The 15,949-nt window shown below is 63.7% G+C and carries 13 protein-coding genes and 1 pseudogene; 6 read left to right on the forward strand and 8 right to left on the reverse strand.

Features of this window, described 5'->3' with window-relative positions; genetic code table 11:
- Positions 1–284: 284 nt before the first annotated feature.
- The gene (locus EHS19_RS00145; protein ID WP_151915783.1) at positions 285–1,322 is read left to right on the forward strand and encodes a threonine aldolase family protein; all 1,038 of its coding nucleotides are present in this window, start codon (positions 285–287) and stop codon (positions 1,320–1,322) included.
- A 55-nt stretch (positions 1,323–1,377) separates the two neighbouring features.
- Here EHS19_RS00145 and EHS19_RS00150 read toward each other — a convergent pair whose 3' ends face one another.
- Positions 1,378–2,493, reverse strand: coding sequence for a glycosyltransferase (locus EHS19_RS00150; RefSeq protein WP_241676983.1), 1,116 nt, complete (start codon positions 2,491–2,493; stop codon positions 1,378–1,380).
- 631 nt (positions 2,494–3,124) lie between these two features.
- Between EHS19_RS00150 and purT the strand changes: the two genes are divergently transcribed.
- Complete coding sequence (gene purT, locus EHS19_RS00155; protein WP_151915785.1) at positions 3,125–4,429, forward strand: formate-dependent phosphoribosylglycinamide formyltransferase; 1,305 nt, start codon at positions 3,125–3,127, stop codon at positions 4,427–4,429.
- A 172-nt stretch (positions 4,430–4,601) separates the two neighbouring features.
- Here purT and EHS19_RS00160 read toward each other — a convergent pair whose 3' ends face one another.
- On the reverse strand, positions 4,602–4,967 hold the full coding sequence (locus EHS19_RS00160) for a VOC family protein (protein WP_151915786.1): 366 nt from the start codon (positions 4,965–4,967) through the stop codon (positions 4,602–4,604).
- Positions 4,968–5,190: 223 nt separating this feature from the next.
- Here EHS19_RS00160 and purC point away from each other — a divergent pair, with 223 nt between their 5' ends.
- From purC to EHS19_RS11190, 3 genes and pseudogenes are all read left to right on the forward strand, one after another.
- Positions 5,191–5,943 carry a phosphoribosylaminoimidazolesuccinocarboxamide synthase gene (purC, locus tag EHS19_RS00165; protein ID WP_151915787.1) on the forward strand — a complete coding sequence of 251 codons (753 nt, stop codon included), beginning with the start codon at positions 5,191–5,193 and terminating at the stop codon, positions 5,941–5,943.
- A 78-nt stretch (positions 5,944–6,021) separates the two neighbouring features.
- Positions 6,022–9,780, forward strand: a complete 3,759-nt coding sequence (locus tag EHS19_RS00170; RefSeq protein WP_151915788.1) for a phosphoribosylformylglycinamidine synthase — start codon at positions 6,022–6,024, stop codon at positions 9,778–9,780.
- 131 nt (positions 9,781–9,911) lie between these two features.
- Positions 9,912–10,067 (forward strand): annotated as a pseudogene (locus EHS19_RS11190) (DNA-deoxyinosine glycosylase); the annotation flags it as partial.
- A gap of 54 nt (positions 10,068–10,121) precedes the next feature.
- On the opposite strand, the gene EHS19_RS00180 reads toward EHS19_RS11190, so the two are convergent.
- On the reverse strand, positions 10,122–10,535 hold the full coding sequence (locus tag EHS19_RS00180; RefSeq protein ID WP_151915789.1) for a PIN domain-containing protein: 414 nt from the start codon (positions 10,533–10,535) through the stop codon (positions 10,122–10,124).
- Complete coding sequence (locus tag EHS19_RS00185) at positions 10,535–10,762, reverse strand: DUF6364 family protein (RefSeq protein WP_151915790.1); 228 nt, start codon at positions 10,760–10,762, stop codon at positions 10,535–10,537. Before EHS19_RS00185 ends, EHS19_RS00180 begins: the two co-directional genes overlap by 1 nt.
- Before the next feature lie 200 nt (positions 10,763–10,962).
- Here EHS19_RS00185 and EHS19_RS00190 point away from each other — a divergent pair, with 200 nt between their 5' ends.
- A complete protein-coding gene (locus tag EHS19_RS00190; RefSeq protein ID WP_151915791.1) occupies positions 10,963–11,226 on the forward strand; it encodes an aldo/keto reductase in 264 nt (87 codons plus the stop codon).
- Positions 11,227–11,576: 350 nt separating this feature from the next.
- Here the strand turns inward: EHS19_RS00190 and argH are convergent, their stop codons facing one another.
- The 4 genes from argH to tsaB form a co-directional block, all read right to left on the reverse strand.
- On the reverse strand, positions 11,577–13,124 hold the full coding sequence (gene argH / locus EHS19_RS00195; protein WP_241676973.1) for an argininosuccinate lyase: 1,548 nt from the start codon (positions 13,122–13,124) through the stop codon (positions 11,577–11,579).
- 227 nt (positions 13,125–13,351) lie between these two features.
- A complete protein-coding gene (gene tsaD / locus EHS19_RS00200; RefSeq protein ID WP_151915792.1) occupies positions 13,352–14,395 on the reverse strand; it encodes a tRNA (adenosine(37)-N6)-threonylcarbamoyltransferase complex transferase subunit TsaD in 1,044 nt (347 codons plus the stop codon).
- Positions 14,395–15,075, reverse strand: coding sequence for a GNAT family N-acetyltransferase (locus EHS19_RS00205; RefSeq protein WP_151915793.1), 681 nt, complete (start codon positions 15,073–15,075; stop codon positions 14,395–14,397). Before EHS19_RS00205 ends, tsaD begins: the two co-directional genes overlap by 1 nt.
- Positions 15,075–15,941, reverse strand: coding sequence for a tRNA (adenosine(37)-N6)-threonylcarbamoyltransferase complex dimerization subunit type 1 TsaB (tsaB, locus tag EHS19_RS00210; protein WP_151915794.1), 867 nt, complete (start codon positions 15,939–15,941; stop codon positions 15,075–15,077). Before tsaB ends, EHS19_RS00205 begins: the two co-directional genes overlap by 1 nt.
- Positions 15,942–15,949 lie beyond the last annotated feature (8 nt).

Below are 15,949 nucleotides of genomic sequence, written 5' to 3' on the forward strand. Positions count from 1 at the left end.
ACGATGAAAGTCACGGTGAAAGACATATCGAGGCGTTCTCCAGTGAACAAAATTCGGGAGATAGCCGTTCTTCTCCCGAATTATGATCGCCGGGACGGTCCCAGTGAGCGTAAATCACCGGCGTATCGATCTAATATTTGAAAGTAAGAAATCTATCAGAAAAACACAAGAGCAACCGTCGACAATGCGTCGACAAACCGACAAACCGACAACACCCGCCCCAAAAAACAGCAAATCCAAGCAAAGCCAACCATCGCGCCACAGCGCGGTGATACAGTGACGGCATGCTTTCCTTTGAAAACGACTACTCATGCGCCGCGGCACCGGAAATCCTCGCGGCGCTCAACGAAACCCAGGCCGAGCAGTTCCCCGGATACGGCTCGGACCGACTGTGCGCAAGCGCCAAGGCGCGCATACGCACGGCATGCGACGCACCCGACGCCGACGTATGGTTCCTCGTCGGCGGCACGCAGACCAATCAAACCGTCATCGACGCGATCACCCCACCCTATGCCGGCGTCATCGCTGCCACCAGCGGGCACGTCAACGTGCACGAGGCCGGCGCGATCGAGGCGAGCGGCCACAAAGTGCTCACGCTCCCCCAGCACAACGGCAGGATCGACGCGGACGAACTCGACCGATACTGCGCCACGTTCTACGCCGACGCCAACTACGAGCACATGGTCTTCCCCGGCGCGGTGTACATCTCGCAGTGCACCGAATACGGCACGATGTATGCAAAGGCCGAGCTGGAACGCATCGCCGATGTGGCGCATCGCCACGGCATGCCGCTGTTCGTCGACGGCGCACGACTCGGCTACGCGCTGACCGCGAAGGGCAACGACGTGTCGCTGGCCGATCTTGCACGCATCGCCGACGTGTTCTACATCGGCGGCACCAAGGTCGGCGCGCTGTTCGGCGAGGCGGTCGTCTTCACGCACCACGGGTCGTTGAGCAACACGCCGAGGCACTTCCTGACGCTGATCAAGCAGCATGGCGCGCTGCTGGCGAAGGGCTGGCTGCTCGGACTCCAGTTCGACACGCTGTTCACCGACGATCTGTATCTGCGCATCGCACGCCGCGCGAACGTCGCCGCCGAACGCATCCGCGAAGCGCTGACCGACAGGGGATATACGCTCACGTTCGACGCGCCGACGAACCAGATCTTCATCACAGTGGACAAGGCGACGCGCGCGCGGCTCGAAAGCCGGGTGCGTCTGGGATTCATGGAGCAGGCGGACGCCGACCACGACGTGATCCGCATCTGCACCAGCTGGTCGACCACCGATGAGCAGGTCGATCAGCTGCTCGATCTGCTCTGATCACGGCATAGCGCACACGCCGCCACACGCCGCCGATCCCGCTGCTGCACGGCGATCAGCGTCGCCCGTTGTCCGCGATCGCCTCCCGCTCCATCGCGACGAATTTCGCGACCGAGGTCTCGACCGAATAATGCTCCTTGGTGTGTTCGGCATATCGTGCGCCCCACGCGGACAGCTCGTCGGGATGGTCGATCCACCAGTCGATGCGGCGTGCGAGCGCGGCCGCATCACGCGCGGGGAACAGCGAATCGTCAAGCAGCGCGAACTGCCCGGCCGCGCTCAATTCGGCCGAGGCGATCACCGGCACCAGCCCGGAGGCCATGCCCTCGATCACGCTGAGCGATTCGATGTCCACGATCGAGGGGTGCACGAACAGGTCGCATGAGCGCAACAACGCGGGCATGTCCTCGTTGCGGTGGAATCCGATCGAAGCGGGCCTCGACAGCAGCCTCCCGGCACGGAAGCGCAGATAGCGCAGCAACGGGCCGGTGCCGCAGATGATCAGTTCGATGTCCTTGGCATGTCGGCATCGCGCGACGGCCTTGATGAGCGTGATGTGGTCCTTCTCGTGGGTGAGTCTGCCCGACGCGACGATGCGGAAGGGCACCGGCGCCGGCTGACCCGCCGAACGCTGGCGTTTGGGGGTGAACACCGCCCGGTATCCATTGGAGATCACATGCAGCTTCGCCTTGTATCCGTGGGTGCGCAGCTGGCCGGCGATCATCTCGGTCGGCACATGGATGTGTTCGATGCGCCGATACAGCCAGAATCGAAACAGCGAGTACAGTAGGCTCGACACGCCGGGCAGATACTTGAGGGGGCCGGCCGAATAGGTGACGTTCTCCGGCTGCAGATGGAATCCGGCCGTGACCGCGATGCCCATGGACCGGGCGACCTTGTACGCGCAACGCCCGAACTTGAACGGCAGATAGATATGCACCACGTCGGCGCCGGCGAACGCGGTGCGAAACAGCGTCTCGCTTGGTTCGGCGAACTGCATCTGCTGCTTGGACGCCACCCACGAAACCAACGGCACCTTGTTGACGCGGGCCGGATACTCGGGCGCGCCGATGCCGACGAGACGGACGTGGTGCCCCTGACGCTCCAGCTCCCGTGCGTACTGCAACGCGGAATTGGAGGTGCCGTTGCCCTTGTTGCCGATCGTGTCCATGACCAGCACGATGGTCAGCGGCCCGTCGATCTCGGGGCGTGGACCGCTGCGCGCCGCCCATGCGCCACTCGTGTCGCCTACCGATTCAGGTTGCGTCTGTTTGCTTATCGCCATTGCCTCATGCTATCGCGCGGTATTGCCCAAAGCTGCGCGTCGTCCAGAGCTGTGTCGTCCAACGCCGTGTTTCCAATGATGCAGTTTCCAATGATGCAGTTTCCAATGATGCGCCCCCTTCATCGCGAACGCATCATTCGAGCCTTCCCCCAAACACAGCCAGTACGTTGGCCCGGTGCGGGTGTACCGCCCGGTACATTCCATGATTCCAGCCCGACCCCAGAGGCGCAAGCGCGTGGCCATACGAAAAATCTATGGGATGCCATCACATCCCGTCGTCCCCGGCTTGTCGCCGTCATCGCGACCAGGCAACGTCGGCGGCAACCGTCGACGCCGGCTGCGGACACTCTTCAATGACACAGCGGACACCCCTCAATGGCACAATGGTGGGGCGATCGAATCGAATCATTCCAGCGGCACGACGCAACGCCTCGCTGCCAGCCGACCCGGCGATCCGGCACGATCCGACGATCCAGCTCCATCCAACGATCCACTTCAATCCAACGGAGACAGGCAGATGAACGAACAATCCGGCACGCATACCGGCAATCAGGTCACTCGATCGGCTGCGCATACGGCCGAGCGGACGTTGGGCACGCCGCTGGGAATCCATCCCACACGCGTGCTGTTCCTCGGAGCCGGGGAACTGGGCAAGGAGGTGACCATCGAGCTGATGCGTCTGGGCGCATGGGTGTGCGCGGCGGACTCCTATGCGGGGGCGCCGGCGCAGCAGGTGGCGCACGAACGCCGCGTGCTGGACATGGCGAACGCCGAAGCGCTGCGGGCGCTGTTCGCTGAGGTGAAACCGGACATCATCGTGCCCGAGGTGGAGGCCATCGCCACCGATGTGCTGGGCGAGGCCGCCGCAACGGGCATTCAGGTGGTGCCGAGCGCGCAGATCGCCGCGATCTGCATGGATCGCGAGCGCCTGCGCGTGCTGGCTCATGAGGAGTTGGGACTGCCGACGACGCCGTATCGATTCGCCGGGTCGCCGCAGGAGCTGTGCGACCGGGCCGACGAGGTCGGCTATCCGTGCGTGGTCAAGCCGGTGATGAGTTCGTCCGGTCACGGCCAGTCGGTGGTCCGTTCGGCCGATGCGATCGAGGCCGCGTGGATCGAGGCGCAGGAGGGGCGTCGCGCCGCCGATGAGGGTGACGTGTCGCGCGTGATCGTAGAGGCGTTGGCTCCGTTGGATTATGAGTTGACGATGCTGACGGTCAGCTCATCCGCCGGCATCGTGACGTGCGCTCCGATCGGGCAGCGTCAGGAATCGGGGGATTATCGCGAATCGTGGCAGCCGGCCGGCGCGCCGCGACAGGTATTGGAGCAGGCTCATGGGATCGCCCGACGCGCCGTCGAGGGGCTGGTGGCGAAGGCGAAGCTGTCCGGCGAGACCGGATGGGGCGTGTTCGGCGTGGAGCTGTTCGTACTGACCGACGGGTCGGTGCTGTTCAACGAGGTGTCGCCGCGACCGCACGATACGGGTATGGTGACGATGATCTCGCAGCGGCTGAGCGAATTCGCATTGCATGCGCGCGCTATTCTCGGCATGCCGGTCACCGACGGGCATGTGGCGCTGTCGTTGCGCGACGGTCAGGTGGCTGCCAGTCATGCGATCGTGGTGGAGGGCGACGGCGAGGCCGAGTTCGGCAACGTCGCCGCGGCTCTTGCCGATCCGGACACCGATCTGCGCATCTTCGCCAAGCCCGAGGTGCACGGCCATCGTCGTATGGCGGTGGCGCTGGCCATCGGCGACAATGAGGCCGACGCCCGCGCCAGGGCCGGCCGCGTGGCCGACGCGCTGGATATCACGGTGCGGTAGCCGACATGACGGATGGCTGGCGGCAAGGCGGGAAACCGCCTGTCGCCAGCCATCCGGTGCCAGCGAATCGTCAGGATTCGTCGGCAATCACCAACGATTCGTCAACGATTCGTCAACGAATCGTCAGCCTCCAGCCTCCGCCAGCCGATCGCCAGCGGTCGGCTGTCAGCCATCAGTTCAGCATGGCCTCGATGTTGTTGCCGTCCGGGTCGTGGATGAAGGCTGCATAATAGGTCGGGCCGTAGTCCGGACGAGGGCCGGGCTGGCCATTGTCCGTGCCGCCGGCCTCAAGACCGGCCGCATGGAACGCCTTGACGGCGTCCTCATCCTTGGCGCGGAATGCCACGTGCGTCGGCACCACCGGATTGTCGCCCTTCGGGGACTCCAGCCAGACGCTGTCGCCGTCCTCGTCGTTGGCGAAGCACACGGCACCCGGGAATTCAGCCTTCTTCACATAGCCCAGCGGGGCCAGCAGCTTCCCGTAGAATTCCGCACGCTCGTTAGCGTCCTTGACGAACAGTCCAATGTGATCGATCATGACGAACCTCCTTGTATCATTACGTCACTTCCCATTATCGCCTTTGTCGTGACTGGTATCCGCGATTCGCCGATAATTCGTCTCAGAGGTCAAGATTCCTTCATCTCAACAACGGACACCAGGAACAGGCGCTCCGACCATGCCGGTTATCCCCGCCGATTGGTACCCTTTTACCGTTAGTTCACCCAGAAATCCGCTCTTCAGCACGATTTGGAAGGCAGTCATGGAGAAACTGGAAAAGCTCTACGAGGGCAAGGCCAAGCAACTGTATGCAACCGACGATCCCGAGATCCTGTGGGTCGAATACAAGAACACCGCCACCGCCGGCGATGGCGAGAAGAAGGAGGACTTCACCGGCAAGGGCCGTCTGAACAACCTCATCACGACCATCATCTTCGATCTGCTCAAGAAGCGCGGCATCGACAGCCACCTCGTCAAGCGTGTGAACGCCACCGGCCAGCTGGTACGCAAGGTGACCATGTTTCCGCTCGAAATCGTGCTGCGCAATGTGGCCGCCGGTCACTTCTGCTCGCGCCTCGGCGTGGAGGAGGGACTGCCGCTCAAGGAGCCGGTGCTCGAGTACTTCCTGAAGAACGACGATCTGCATGATCCGTTCGTCAACGACGATGATCTGGTGGCCCTCGGCGTGTGCACCCGCGAGGACCTGGCCGAGATCGCCCCGCTCGCCCGCAGGATCAACGAGGCCCTCATCGAGATCTTCGCCAAGATCGACGTCAAGCTCGTGGACTTCAAGATCGAGATGGGACGCACCTCCGATGGCACGCTGCTGCTGGCCGACGAGATCACCCCGGACTCCTGCCGCCTGTGGGACCAGCGTGACCATTCCGGCAAGGTGGAGCATCTGGACAAGGACCTGTTCCGCCGTGGCCTCGGCTCGATCATCCCGGCCTACGAGGAGATCGAGGAGCGTCTGGCCGAGCTGGCCAAGTCCGAAGGCATCGAAGTCGCCGAGTGATTCCCGTTTCGGGCTCCCTCCAAGGAGGGAGCCCGATTGTATCCTGACTGCTATTGAGGCTATTGAGAAAGGAACCCCATGGTTTTCCGCGTGTACGTGGAGAAGAAACCCGGCTTTGATGTCGAGGCGCAGCAGCTTGCCGGTGAGCTGCGCACCATCCTGGGCATCAGCGGCCTTACGGCCCTGCGCATCGTGAACCGTTACGATGCGGAAGGCATTTCCGAAGACCTGTTCAACCAGACCGTGCCCACCGTGTTCAGCGAGCCGCAGGTGGATGACGTGTCCTACGATCTGCCCGATTTCGGCGACGCCAAGGTGTTCGCCACCGAATTCCTGCCCGGCCAATTCGACCAGCGCGCCGATTCGGCGGCCGAATGCATCCAGCTCATCTCCCAAGGCGAACGCCCGACCGTGCGCTCCGCGAAGCTGTACGCCCTCGAAGGCGATCTGACCGATGCGGATGTCGAAGCCATCAAGCATTACGTGATCAACCCGGTCGAGGCACGCGAGGCCAGTCTGGACACCAAGGCGACCTTGAAGACCCAGGTGCCGGTGCCGGGCAAGGTGGAGGTCATCGCCGGATTCAACGAGATGGATGCCGAAGCGGGCCAGCGGTTCATCGATGAACGCGGGCTTGCCATGGATCTGGCCGATCTGGAATTCTGCCAGCGGTACTTCACCGAGGAGGGCCGCGAGCCCACCATCACCGAAATCAAGGTGATCGACACCTACTGGTCCGACCACTGCCGTCACACCACGTTCGGCACCGAGCTGGACGAAGTGGACATCGATGATGCCGTGGTCAAGGCCGCCTTCGACCGCTACATGGCGATGCGCCACGAGCTGGGCCGTGACGCCAAGCCCGTATGCCTGATGGACATGGGCACGATCGGCGCCAAGTGGCTCAAGAAGAACGGTATTCTGACCGGTCTCGACGAGTCCGAGGAGATCAACGCCTGCACCGTCAAGGTCAAGGTGGATGTGAACGGCGAGGATCAGGACTGGCTGTTCCTATTCAAGAACGAGACGCACAACCACCCCACCGAAATCGAACCGTTCGGTGGCGCGGCCACCTGTATCGGCGGCTGCATCCGCGACCCCCTGTCGGGCCGCTCTTATGTGTATCAGGCCATGCGCGTCACCGGCGCCGCCGATCCGACCGTGCCGGTGTCGCAGACACTCGAGGGCAAGCTGCCCCAGCGCAAGCTGGTGACCACCGCTGCCGCCGGCTATTCCTCCTACGGCAACCAGATCGGTCTGGCCACCGGTCAGGTGGACGAGATCTACCATCCCGGCTACGTGGCCAAGCGCATGGAGGTGGGCGCGGTCGTGGCTGCCACCCCGGCCGACCATGTGCGCCGTGAGACCCCGGCCCCGGGCGACAAGATCATCCTCTTGGGCGGTCGCACCGGCCGTGACGGCATCGGCGGCGCCACAGGCGCTTCCAAGGCGCACAACGTGGAGTCGCTGGAGCTGGACGGCGCCGAGGTGCAGAAGGGCAACGCTCCGGTCGAGCGCAAGCTGCAGCGCCTGTTCCGCCGCGGCGACGCCTGCCGTCTGATCAAGCGCTGCAACGACTTCGGTGCGGGCGGCGTGTCCGTGGCGGTCGGCGAACTGGCGGACGGCCTGTACGTCGATCTCAACACCGTGCCCAAGAAGTACGAGGGTCTGGACGGCACCGAACTGGCCATCTCCGAATCGCAGGAGCGCATGGCCGTGGACGTGGCCGCCGCGGACGTGGACGAGTTCCTGGGCTATGCCCGCGAGGAGAACCTCGAAGCCACGGTGATCGCCACCGTGACCGAGGACCCGCGCATGGTGATGACCTGGAACGGCGACGAGATCGTGAACCTCTCCCGCGAGTTCCTGGCCTCCAACGGCGCATCCAAGCATCAGGTCGTGCACGTCGAGGCGCAGCAGGCGTACGAGGTGCCAGCCGAATGGCGTTCCGGCACCCTCGACGAGCGCATGCACGCGCTCGTCACCAACCTCAATGTGGCCTCCAACAAGGGTCTGTCGGAGCGTTTCGACTCCACAATCGGCGCGGGCACCGTGCTCATGCCGTTCGGCGGCGTCAAGCAGCTCACCCCGAACGAGGCCATGGTGGCGAAGTTCCCGGTGTTCGGCGAGACCACCACCGCCTCCGCGATGGCCTGGGGCTTCAACCCGTACATCTGCGAGAAGAACCAGTTCACCGGCGCATACCTGTCCGTGGTCGAATCGCTGTCCAAGCTGGTGGCCGCGGGCTTTGAGCACGAGAAGGCGTACCTGAGCTTCCAGGAATACTTCGAGAAGCTGCGCGATGAGCCGGAACGCTGGGGCAAGCCCACCGCGGCCGTGCTCGGCGCGTTGATGGCCCAGGTGGACCTTGGCGCCGGCGCGATCGGCGGCAAGGATTCCATGTCCGGCTCCTTCGAGGATCTGGACGTGCCGCCTACGCTCATCTCCTTCGCCGTGGCCGTGGGCAACATGAAGCGCGCCACCTCCCCCGAGTTCAAGGGTGCCGGCCACCGCATCGTGCGCATCGCGCCGCGGTATCTGGCTGATGGCCTGACCCCGGACAAGGATGCGCTGCTCGACGCGTTCGCGCTGGTCGAGGAGCTGACCGACCCGTCGCACCACACCGCGCTGGCCGTGTCCACGCCGGGCTATGGCGGCACCGCCGAGGCCCTGTTCAAGATGACCGTGGGCAACGGCATCGGCGTGGACCTCAACGACGGCATCGCCGTGGACGACCTGTTCGCCCCGGCATACGGTTCGTTCATCGTGGAGCTTGCGGACAACGAGAAGATTCCGGCGGTCTCCAACCTGGTCGAGGTGGGCGAGATCGGCGTGACCACGGAGGATTATGCCTTCCGCGCCGCCGGCGAGACCATCGACCTTGCCGAACTGCAGAACGCATGGGAGGGCGGCATCGAATCCGTGTTCCCGTACCGGTCCAAGGGCGCGGAAAAGAACCAGACCGTGGAGACCATCGATTTCCACACTGAGGCATCCGGCGTGAAGAAGACCGTGTACACGGGTGCTTCCGTGGCCAAGCCGCGTGTGATCATCCCCGTGTTCCCGGGCAACAACTGCGAGTACGATTCCGCCGCCGCCTTCGAGCGCGCCGGTGCCGAAGCGCACACGCTGATCGTCAACAATCTCACCCCCGAGGCCGTGGCCGAATCCGCCGCAGCGCTGGTGGAGGAGATCAACAAGAGCCAGATCGTGATGATTCCTGGCGGCTTCTCCGGCGGCGACGAACCGGACGGCTCCGCCAAGTTCATCACCGCGTTCTTCCGCTCCCCGGCCGTGACCGAAGCGGTCCGCGATTTGCTCAAGAACCGCGATGGTCTGATGCTCGGCATCTGCAACGGCTTCCAGGCACTGATCAAGCTGGGGCTGGTGCCGTTCGGCGACATCGTGCCGATGACCGCCGAATGCCCGACGCTGACGTTCAACACCATCGGCCGCCATCAGAGCCGTCTGGTGCGTACGCGCGTGGCCTCCGACCTGTCCCCGTGGCTGGCCAAGACCTCGGTCGGCGACGTGCACACCGTGGCCATCTCCCATGGCGAAGGCCGTTTCGTGGCCTCCGACGAGGTGCTGGCCCAGCTCAAGGCCAACGGTCAGATCGCCACGCAATATGTGGACGAGGCCGGCGTGCCGGGCATGGATCTTGCGGTGAACCCGAACGGCTCTCTGCTCGCCATCGAGGGCATCACCAGCCCGGACGGCCGCGTGTTCGGCAAGATGGGCCATTCGGAGCGTTCCGGCAACGGCCTGTACGCCAACGTGCCCGGCGACAAGGTCCAGCCGATCTTCGAGGCAGGTGTGGAGTACTTCACCGCATGACACGCATCTGAGTCCGGTCTGATATCCGGCACATGAGCGCAAGGCTGTTGCCCGTCGGAAGAGATTGTTTTTCCGGCAGGCAACAGCTTTCCCGTTTTTCCAGATATTTCGGACTCCCCCTTGGCTCAGGGTCGCAACTGTATCGCAGGCTCATCGAACCGGAACTGTCCGCCGCCGGCATCACGATACCGATGACGCCGCTGCCCTCCACCAGTCCCGCCAACGCCTCGATGCGTCTGCCGAATCTCGTCGCCACCTATCGAGAAGCTTTTCGGGCTTTCCAATAGATACATGCAATCGGGAAAAGCACACAGCAAGCTTCATACGGAACCTCGACTGGATTACAGACGGTTGAGGTATTCCGTCGGGGTGATGGCTTCGACTGGGGAAAGCGCAAAATCTTTGACGTTGTTGGTGATGATGTATGCCGCATGGTCGCGTTCTGCGATTGCAGCAACGAAACTGTCCTCGGTGTCTTTGAATCCGTAGGAGAGCCCGCGAAGGATGGCCGTCTCGTCTAAAGCAGCGACATGGGCGATGCCCAAGCATAGGGATAGTGCCTGTCGGGCTTTGTCTCTGCTTTTCGTGTTCGATTCCACGATATAGGCGATTGTTGATGCTGCATGCGCTGGCATCAACAGCTCGAAACCTTCTCGTGCCGATAATGCGAGAATACGTGCTGAATCATCGCACAATGGTTTGCGGGCCAGTATCACGTCCAAAAAAATGTTGGTGTCGATAACGAGACGCTGCATCAGTGCTTCTCCATGAGATGACGGCGATAATCTGATTCATCGACCGGCCCGCTGCCAATGCCCATGAGTGAGGATACGGCAGGAGGAAGAGCGCCTGGGCCTGTAGACGGTGTGAGCGAATTCAAATATGATTCAACGATTGACGACAGGGTGCGTCCTTGTTGTTGCGCGTATTGTTTGCCGTTTTCGATTGCGGTTTCGTCCACGCTGAGTGTGAGTTTCGACATCACAACACCTCCCTTTTACGTATACTAGAAGTAATTATATACGTATAATGAAGGAAAAGACACAGCATCGCGAGTACAGCCGTCACCACGAGAACCATCGTCAACAACACCACAGACCTGGATAGGCCACAGACCGACGGCAGCTTCCATTCCAGCCGCTGCCGGCCGGTTCGCGCGCCACGTGGCAGGCGGACCACCAGATCAACGACCTGCTCACCGACGAGAACCTCGACAAGGTGGAGCGTCTGCGGGCCGTTGCCGACGGGCTCGGCACGAACCTCGCGGTGCTGTCGATGGCGTGGATCCTGCAGCATCCGCAGATCAGCTGCGTGATCGCCGGCGCCAGCAAGCCGAGCCAACTGGAGAACAACATCAAGACCTCCGGCTTCGTGATTCCTGCCGACGCGATGGCCGAGATCGACAAGATCACCGGCTTCCACCGCTTCGAGCGCCACGTGGGCTGAGCGGGTCGCACATCCCTACGCGAGGGGCGGACGTTCCATGCATGTTGGCATCGCAACGAGCGTCGTCAAGGGGCTCATACCGGCCGGCACGCTCAGATGGTCCGTCCTCCAAAGCTGAATGTGCGACAGGATCATGCCAGGCATGACTCCGCACGACCAACATGTCGTGCTCCACACGCATCCCATCGGCTAATTCGGGTCTCAGTAGCCTCAATGCTCTGATGGAGCCAGCGAGCGAACACGGAGGCGATCAATCGGCACAATGGCAACAGATACAGGAAGACGGCGAACGGTGTCGGCGAAACGGTCTTACATCGGAAACGGCCACCGGAAAACGGCCCGTACGAGCGTCAGAACGAGCCCGGCGCCTTGTAGGCCGAACCGTCGCTGGTGGAGCTGGCGAACGTTTGAAGATCACTCACCTTCGTCCGGGCGTCCGCGATCTGCTCACGCACGCGATCAAAGGCGGTGCCTCCCTTGCCGTTGCGCGAATCGACCGAACCGTGGCTGGACAGCACCGTGCGCACCCCGGCGGCAAGATCGGCCGGCACGAACGAGGCGAACGTGTCGATGAAGTCCTGATCGCTCAGATCCCACAGTTCCTGTCCTCGCCCTTCGGCGAGCTTGACGCACGCGCCGGACAGTTCGTGCGCGTGGCGGAACGGCACGCCATGCTTGACCAGCCATTCGGCGATGTCGGTGGCGAGCGCGAAGCCGGTGGGCGCCTCGGCCTCCAGACGGTCGGCGTCGAATCGCATGGTGCGCACCATGCCGGTGAACGCGGGAAGCAGCACCTCCAGCGTATCGACCTGATCGAACACGGCCTCCTTGTCTTCCTGCAGGTCGCGCGCATAGGCGGTCGGCAGCCCCTTGAGCGTGGCGAGCAGCCCGGTCAGGTCGCCGATGAGGCGTCCGGACTTGCCGCGCGCCAGCTCGGCGATATCGGGGTTCTTCTTCTGCGGCATGATCGACGATCCGGTCGAATACGCATCATCAAGCCGCACGAACGCGAATTCCTGCGTATTCCAGATGATGATCTCCTCGCTCAGACGGCTGATATCGACGCCGGTCATGGCGGCGATGAACGCGAATTCGGCCACGAGATCGCGCGCAGCGGTGCCGTCGATGGAATTGTCGGTCACACGGGAGAAGCCGAGCTCACGAGCCACGGCCTGCGGGTCGAGACCAAGCGTATTGCCTGCGAGCGCCCCGGAACCGTACGGGCTGGCGTCGATGCGCCGATCCCAGTCGGCCAGACGCTGCACGTCGCGCAGCAGCGGCCAAACGTGGGCCATAAGCTGATGGGCGAGCAGCACCGGCTGGGCATGCTGCATATGGGTGCGTCCCGGCATCACCGTATGACCGGCCCTCTCGCTCTGCTCGATCAGCGCTTCGGCGAGCGCGAGCAGCAGACCCGCGATCACGCGGGAATGGCGACGCAGCCACATGCGGATCAGGCAGGCGATCTGATCGTTGCGCGAGCGCCCGGCGCGCAGCTTGCCGCCGAGCTCGTCGCCGGCGATGTCGATCAGGCCGCGTTCCAATGCGGTGGCTTCGTCCTCGTCCTCCTCCACCGGAGCGAACGTGCCGTCGTCCACATGGCGCTGCAGCGTATCCAAAGCCTGCTCCATGCGCGCAAGCTCGTCGTCGGTCAGCAGTCCGGCGCGGCCGAGAGCCCGCGCATGGGCGCGGGAGCCGGCGATGTCGTCGTCGGCCAGGCGCCAGTCGAACTGGGTGGACTTGCTCAGGCGTGCCAGCTCGGGCGAAGGACCTGAGGTGAAGCGTCCGCCCCACAGGGCGAGGCGTTCGCCGTGGCTCTCATCGTGCTGCGAGGCCTGTTCGGTGCCGTGTGCGCCGAGTTCGCCGTTGTCGCCGGGTGCAGTGCTGTATTCAGGCATGGATGCGTGCTCCTTATGACGGATATGGATGAAACGGATATTGGTTATGACGGATATGGTGAATTCTGCTGCGTTTCAGCGTATCAGCGAGGGGAGCCAGCCGCTGCGCGCGGACCACGGACGCGCACCTGCCGATCTGCAGGGGAACGCGCATGGGAGCCGCAGTCACCGGCTGATCATGGTTCGCAGGCCGATCACAAGCCATGCACAGACTGATCGCAGGCCGGTCACAGGCTGATCGTGGTCAGCGGCATCGCGGAGTCGATCGCGAAATCAGGCGCGGAGGGAGTCACGCCGGCTTCGACGAGATTGACACCGAGCATGGCGACCATCGCACCGTTGTCGGTGCACAGCCGTATCTCGGGGATGCGCACGTCCACGCCGCAGCGCTCACCGTAGTCGAGCAGCTTGGCGCGCAGCTGCGAGTTCGCGGAGAATCCGCCGCCGACGATCAGCGTGTTCGACCCGTACTGCTCGCAACCGTGCATGGCCTTCTTCGCAAGCACGCTCGCCACGGAATCGGCCAGCGACGCGCACACGTCGTCCACGGGAATCTCCCGTCCCGCCGCCTGCTCGCCTTCGACCCATCGGGCCACGGCGGTCTTGACGCCGGAGAAGCTGAAGTCGTAGGGATGCGCGGCACCGGCACGCCCTTGGGTAAGGCCCTGCGGCACGCGGATCGCCTTCGGATTGCCCCGTTGGGCGTGACGGTCGATATGGGGGCCGCCCGGATAGGGGAAGCCGAGCAGTCGGGCCACCTTGTCGAAGCACTCCCCCGCCGCATCGTCCAGCGTGGTGCCGACCACATCGACATGCCGGGCGACGTCGCTGACATGCAGCAGCGACGTATGCCCGCCGGAGACGATGAGCGCGAGCGTATCCGCGGGGAACGGACCGAACTGCAGCTGGGTGACCGCAATGTGCCCGATCACATGGTTGATGCCGTAGATCGGCTTGCCGCTCGCCCATGCGAGCGCCTTGGCACCGGAGACGCCGACCGCAAGGCAGCCGGCCAGTCCCGGTCCTGCGGACACGGCGATCGCGTCGATGTCGGCGAGTTCCAGTCCGGCATCGGCGAGCGCCTGTGAGACGCATGGCACGAACGCCTCGGCGTGGGCGCGCGATGCGATTTCGGGGATGACGCCGCCGTAGCGCGCATGCTCGTTCATCGAGGACGCGACGACGTTGGAGCGCAGCGTACGCCCCTGGACGATGGCTGCGGCGGTTTCGTCACAGGTTGATTCGATGCCCAGTACGATCGGTTCGCTCATCACTGCTCCTCGTCCGCGGCGATTGCGCCGCTGTCGTTGCCGTCACTGCTGTCGGTGGTGTTCCCGCCGGTGTTTCCGCCTCCGCCAGCGTCTCCGCCAGCGCCGCCGTCGGTGCCGCGGTTGATGCCGCCGCTGGCGCTGAAGCCGACGATTCGCGGATTGAGATCGAGGGCCATGACATGCGCGTCGATGCCTTCCGGCTGATAGTAGCGGCGTCGCAATCCGATCGGCGTGAATCCGAATCGGCGATACAACGCGATGGCCGGCTCGTTGAGCACGCTGACCTCGAGCAGCATGCGATGGGCGTGCTGCTCACGGGCGCTGTCGATCATGCGAGTCATCAGCGCGGACGCGATGCCACGACGCTGGTATGCCTTGGCGACGCCGATGTCCATGATTTCCGCGTCATCGCCGTCGAACCAGTATCCGGCGAATCCGCGGACGTCGCTCACATCGAGCGACATCGGCGCGTCGGCGATACCGCAGCCCGTCCCCTCGGCGGTATCAGGAACGGATGCAGCCTCGTGGGATACATCGAACAGATAGGTGCGTGCCGGCGCGTCCAGCTCCTGACGTATCGCGTTCTCGCTCCACGCGTGTCTGCCGAACAGTTCGGTCTCCAGCGAACGTATTGCGCGCACCGCGCTCTGGCGGTCGAATCGATCCAGGGAGATGATCATCACTGCTGCCTTTCGGCGCCTGCATGACCGAGCACGTGCTTGAGCGGTGCGGGAATCTCGGCATCAGGGCGGCGCAGATACAGCGGTTCGACCGCAGCGTCCGGCCCATCAGCCGTGCCCGATGCCTGACGCGCCGCCGTCGATGCGGTCAGTGCCGTTGATGCGAACAGGGCAAGACCAGCGGCACCGGCATCCAGCACCGAACCGTCCACCACGCAGCCGAGATCGTTCAGCCCATGCCAGGACTGCGCATATTTCGCCACGCCGTGCCCGGCCACATCGACGGTGTAGCGCACGCCATCGGCCTCGGCGTGTTCGCGAACCACGGCGTTCACCCGTTCGACGAGCCGTTCGGGATAGTCGATGTCCATGTCAATCCAGCGCCGTCCGTCCGTATCGCCATCGACACCGCCATGCTCAAGTGCGAAATACAGCTGCTTGCGGCGTGCGTCGTTCACGCACAGCGTGACATGCCGTTCGGCGGCATCCGACTGCGGATTGATCTTCGGCACGTTCGCGAGGAATCCGATGCCGTCGAATCGCGTATCGGCATCATCCATGGCGATCCGCAGCATGTCATGCTGGGGATCGAGCACGTTCTGCCCGATGAGCCTGGCACCGGTCGCGAATGCGATGGCCTTGGCCGCGACGATGCCGACGCGCAGCCCGGTGAACGGCGCAGGACCGACGCCCACGACGATGGATTCGATATCGGACGGGCTCATCGAGGCCTTGTCCAGCGCCTTCGCGATGTTGATCTGCAATCGCTCGACATGGGTGCGCGAATCCGTCTCGACAATGGGCTCATGGCCGACCAGACCCACCGTCGAACCATATGACGTATCGATCACCAACGTGCAGCCCATACATCCTC

The sequence above is a fragment of the Bifidobacterium jacchi genome (genome assembly GCF_009078285.1).
GTDB lineage: Bacteria > Actinomycetota > Actinomycetes > Actinomycetales > Bifidobacteriaceae > Bifidobacterium > Bifidobacterium jacchi.

What these genes read in the sequence shown, in the direction of transcription:
- EHS19_RS00145 (WP_151915783.1), top strand. Translation starts at nt 285, where the DNA reads ATGCTTTCCTTTGAAAACGACTACTCATGCGCCGCGGCACCGGAAATC.
- EHS19_RS00150 (WP_241676983.1), bottom strand. Translation starts at nt 2,493, where the DNA reads ATGGACACGATCGGCAACAAGGGCAACGGCACCTCCAATTCCGCGTTG.
- purT (WP_151915785.1), top strand. Translation starts at nt 3,125, where the DNA reads ATGAACGAACAATCCGGCACGCATACCGGCAATCAGGTCACTCGATCG.
- EHS19_RS00160 (WP_151915786.1), bottom strand. Translation starts at nt 4,967, where the DNA reads ATGATCGATCACATTGGACTGTTCGTCAAGGACGCTAACGAGCGTGCG.
- purC (WP_151915787.1), top strand. Translation starts at nt 5,191, where the DNA reads ATGGAGAAACTGGAAAAGCTCTACGAGGGCAAGGCCAAGCAACTGTAT.
- EHS19_RS00170 (WP_151915788.1), top strand. Translation starts at nt 6,022, where the DNA reads ATGGTTTTCCGCGTGTACGTGGAGAAGAAACCCGGCTTTGATGTCGAG.
- EHS19_RS00180 (WP_151915789.1), bottom strand. Translation starts at nt 10,535, where the DNA reads ATGCAGCGTCTCGTTATCGACACCAACATTTTTTTGGACGTGATACTG.
- EHS19_RS00185 (WP_151915790.1), bottom strand. Translation starts at nt 10,762, where the DNA reads ATGTCGAAACTCACACTCAGCGTGGACGAAACCGCAATCGAAAACGGC.
- argH (WP_241676973.1), bottom strand. Translation starts at nt 13,124, where the DNA reads ATGCCTGAATACAGCACTGCACCCGGCGACAACGGCGAACTCGGCGCA.
- tsaD (WP_151915792.1), bottom strand. Translation starts at nt 14,395, where the DNA reads ATGAGCGAACCGATCGTACTGGGCATCGAATCAACCTGTGACGAAACC.
- EHS19_RS00205 (WP_151915793.1), bottom strand. Translation starts at nt 15,075, where the DNA reads ATGATCATCTCCCTGGATCGATTCGACCGCCAGAGCGCGGTGCGCGCA.
- tsaB (WP_151915794.1), bottom strand. Translation starts at nt 15,941, where the DNA reads ATGGGCTGCACGTTGGTGATCGATACGTCATATGGTTCGACGGTGGGT.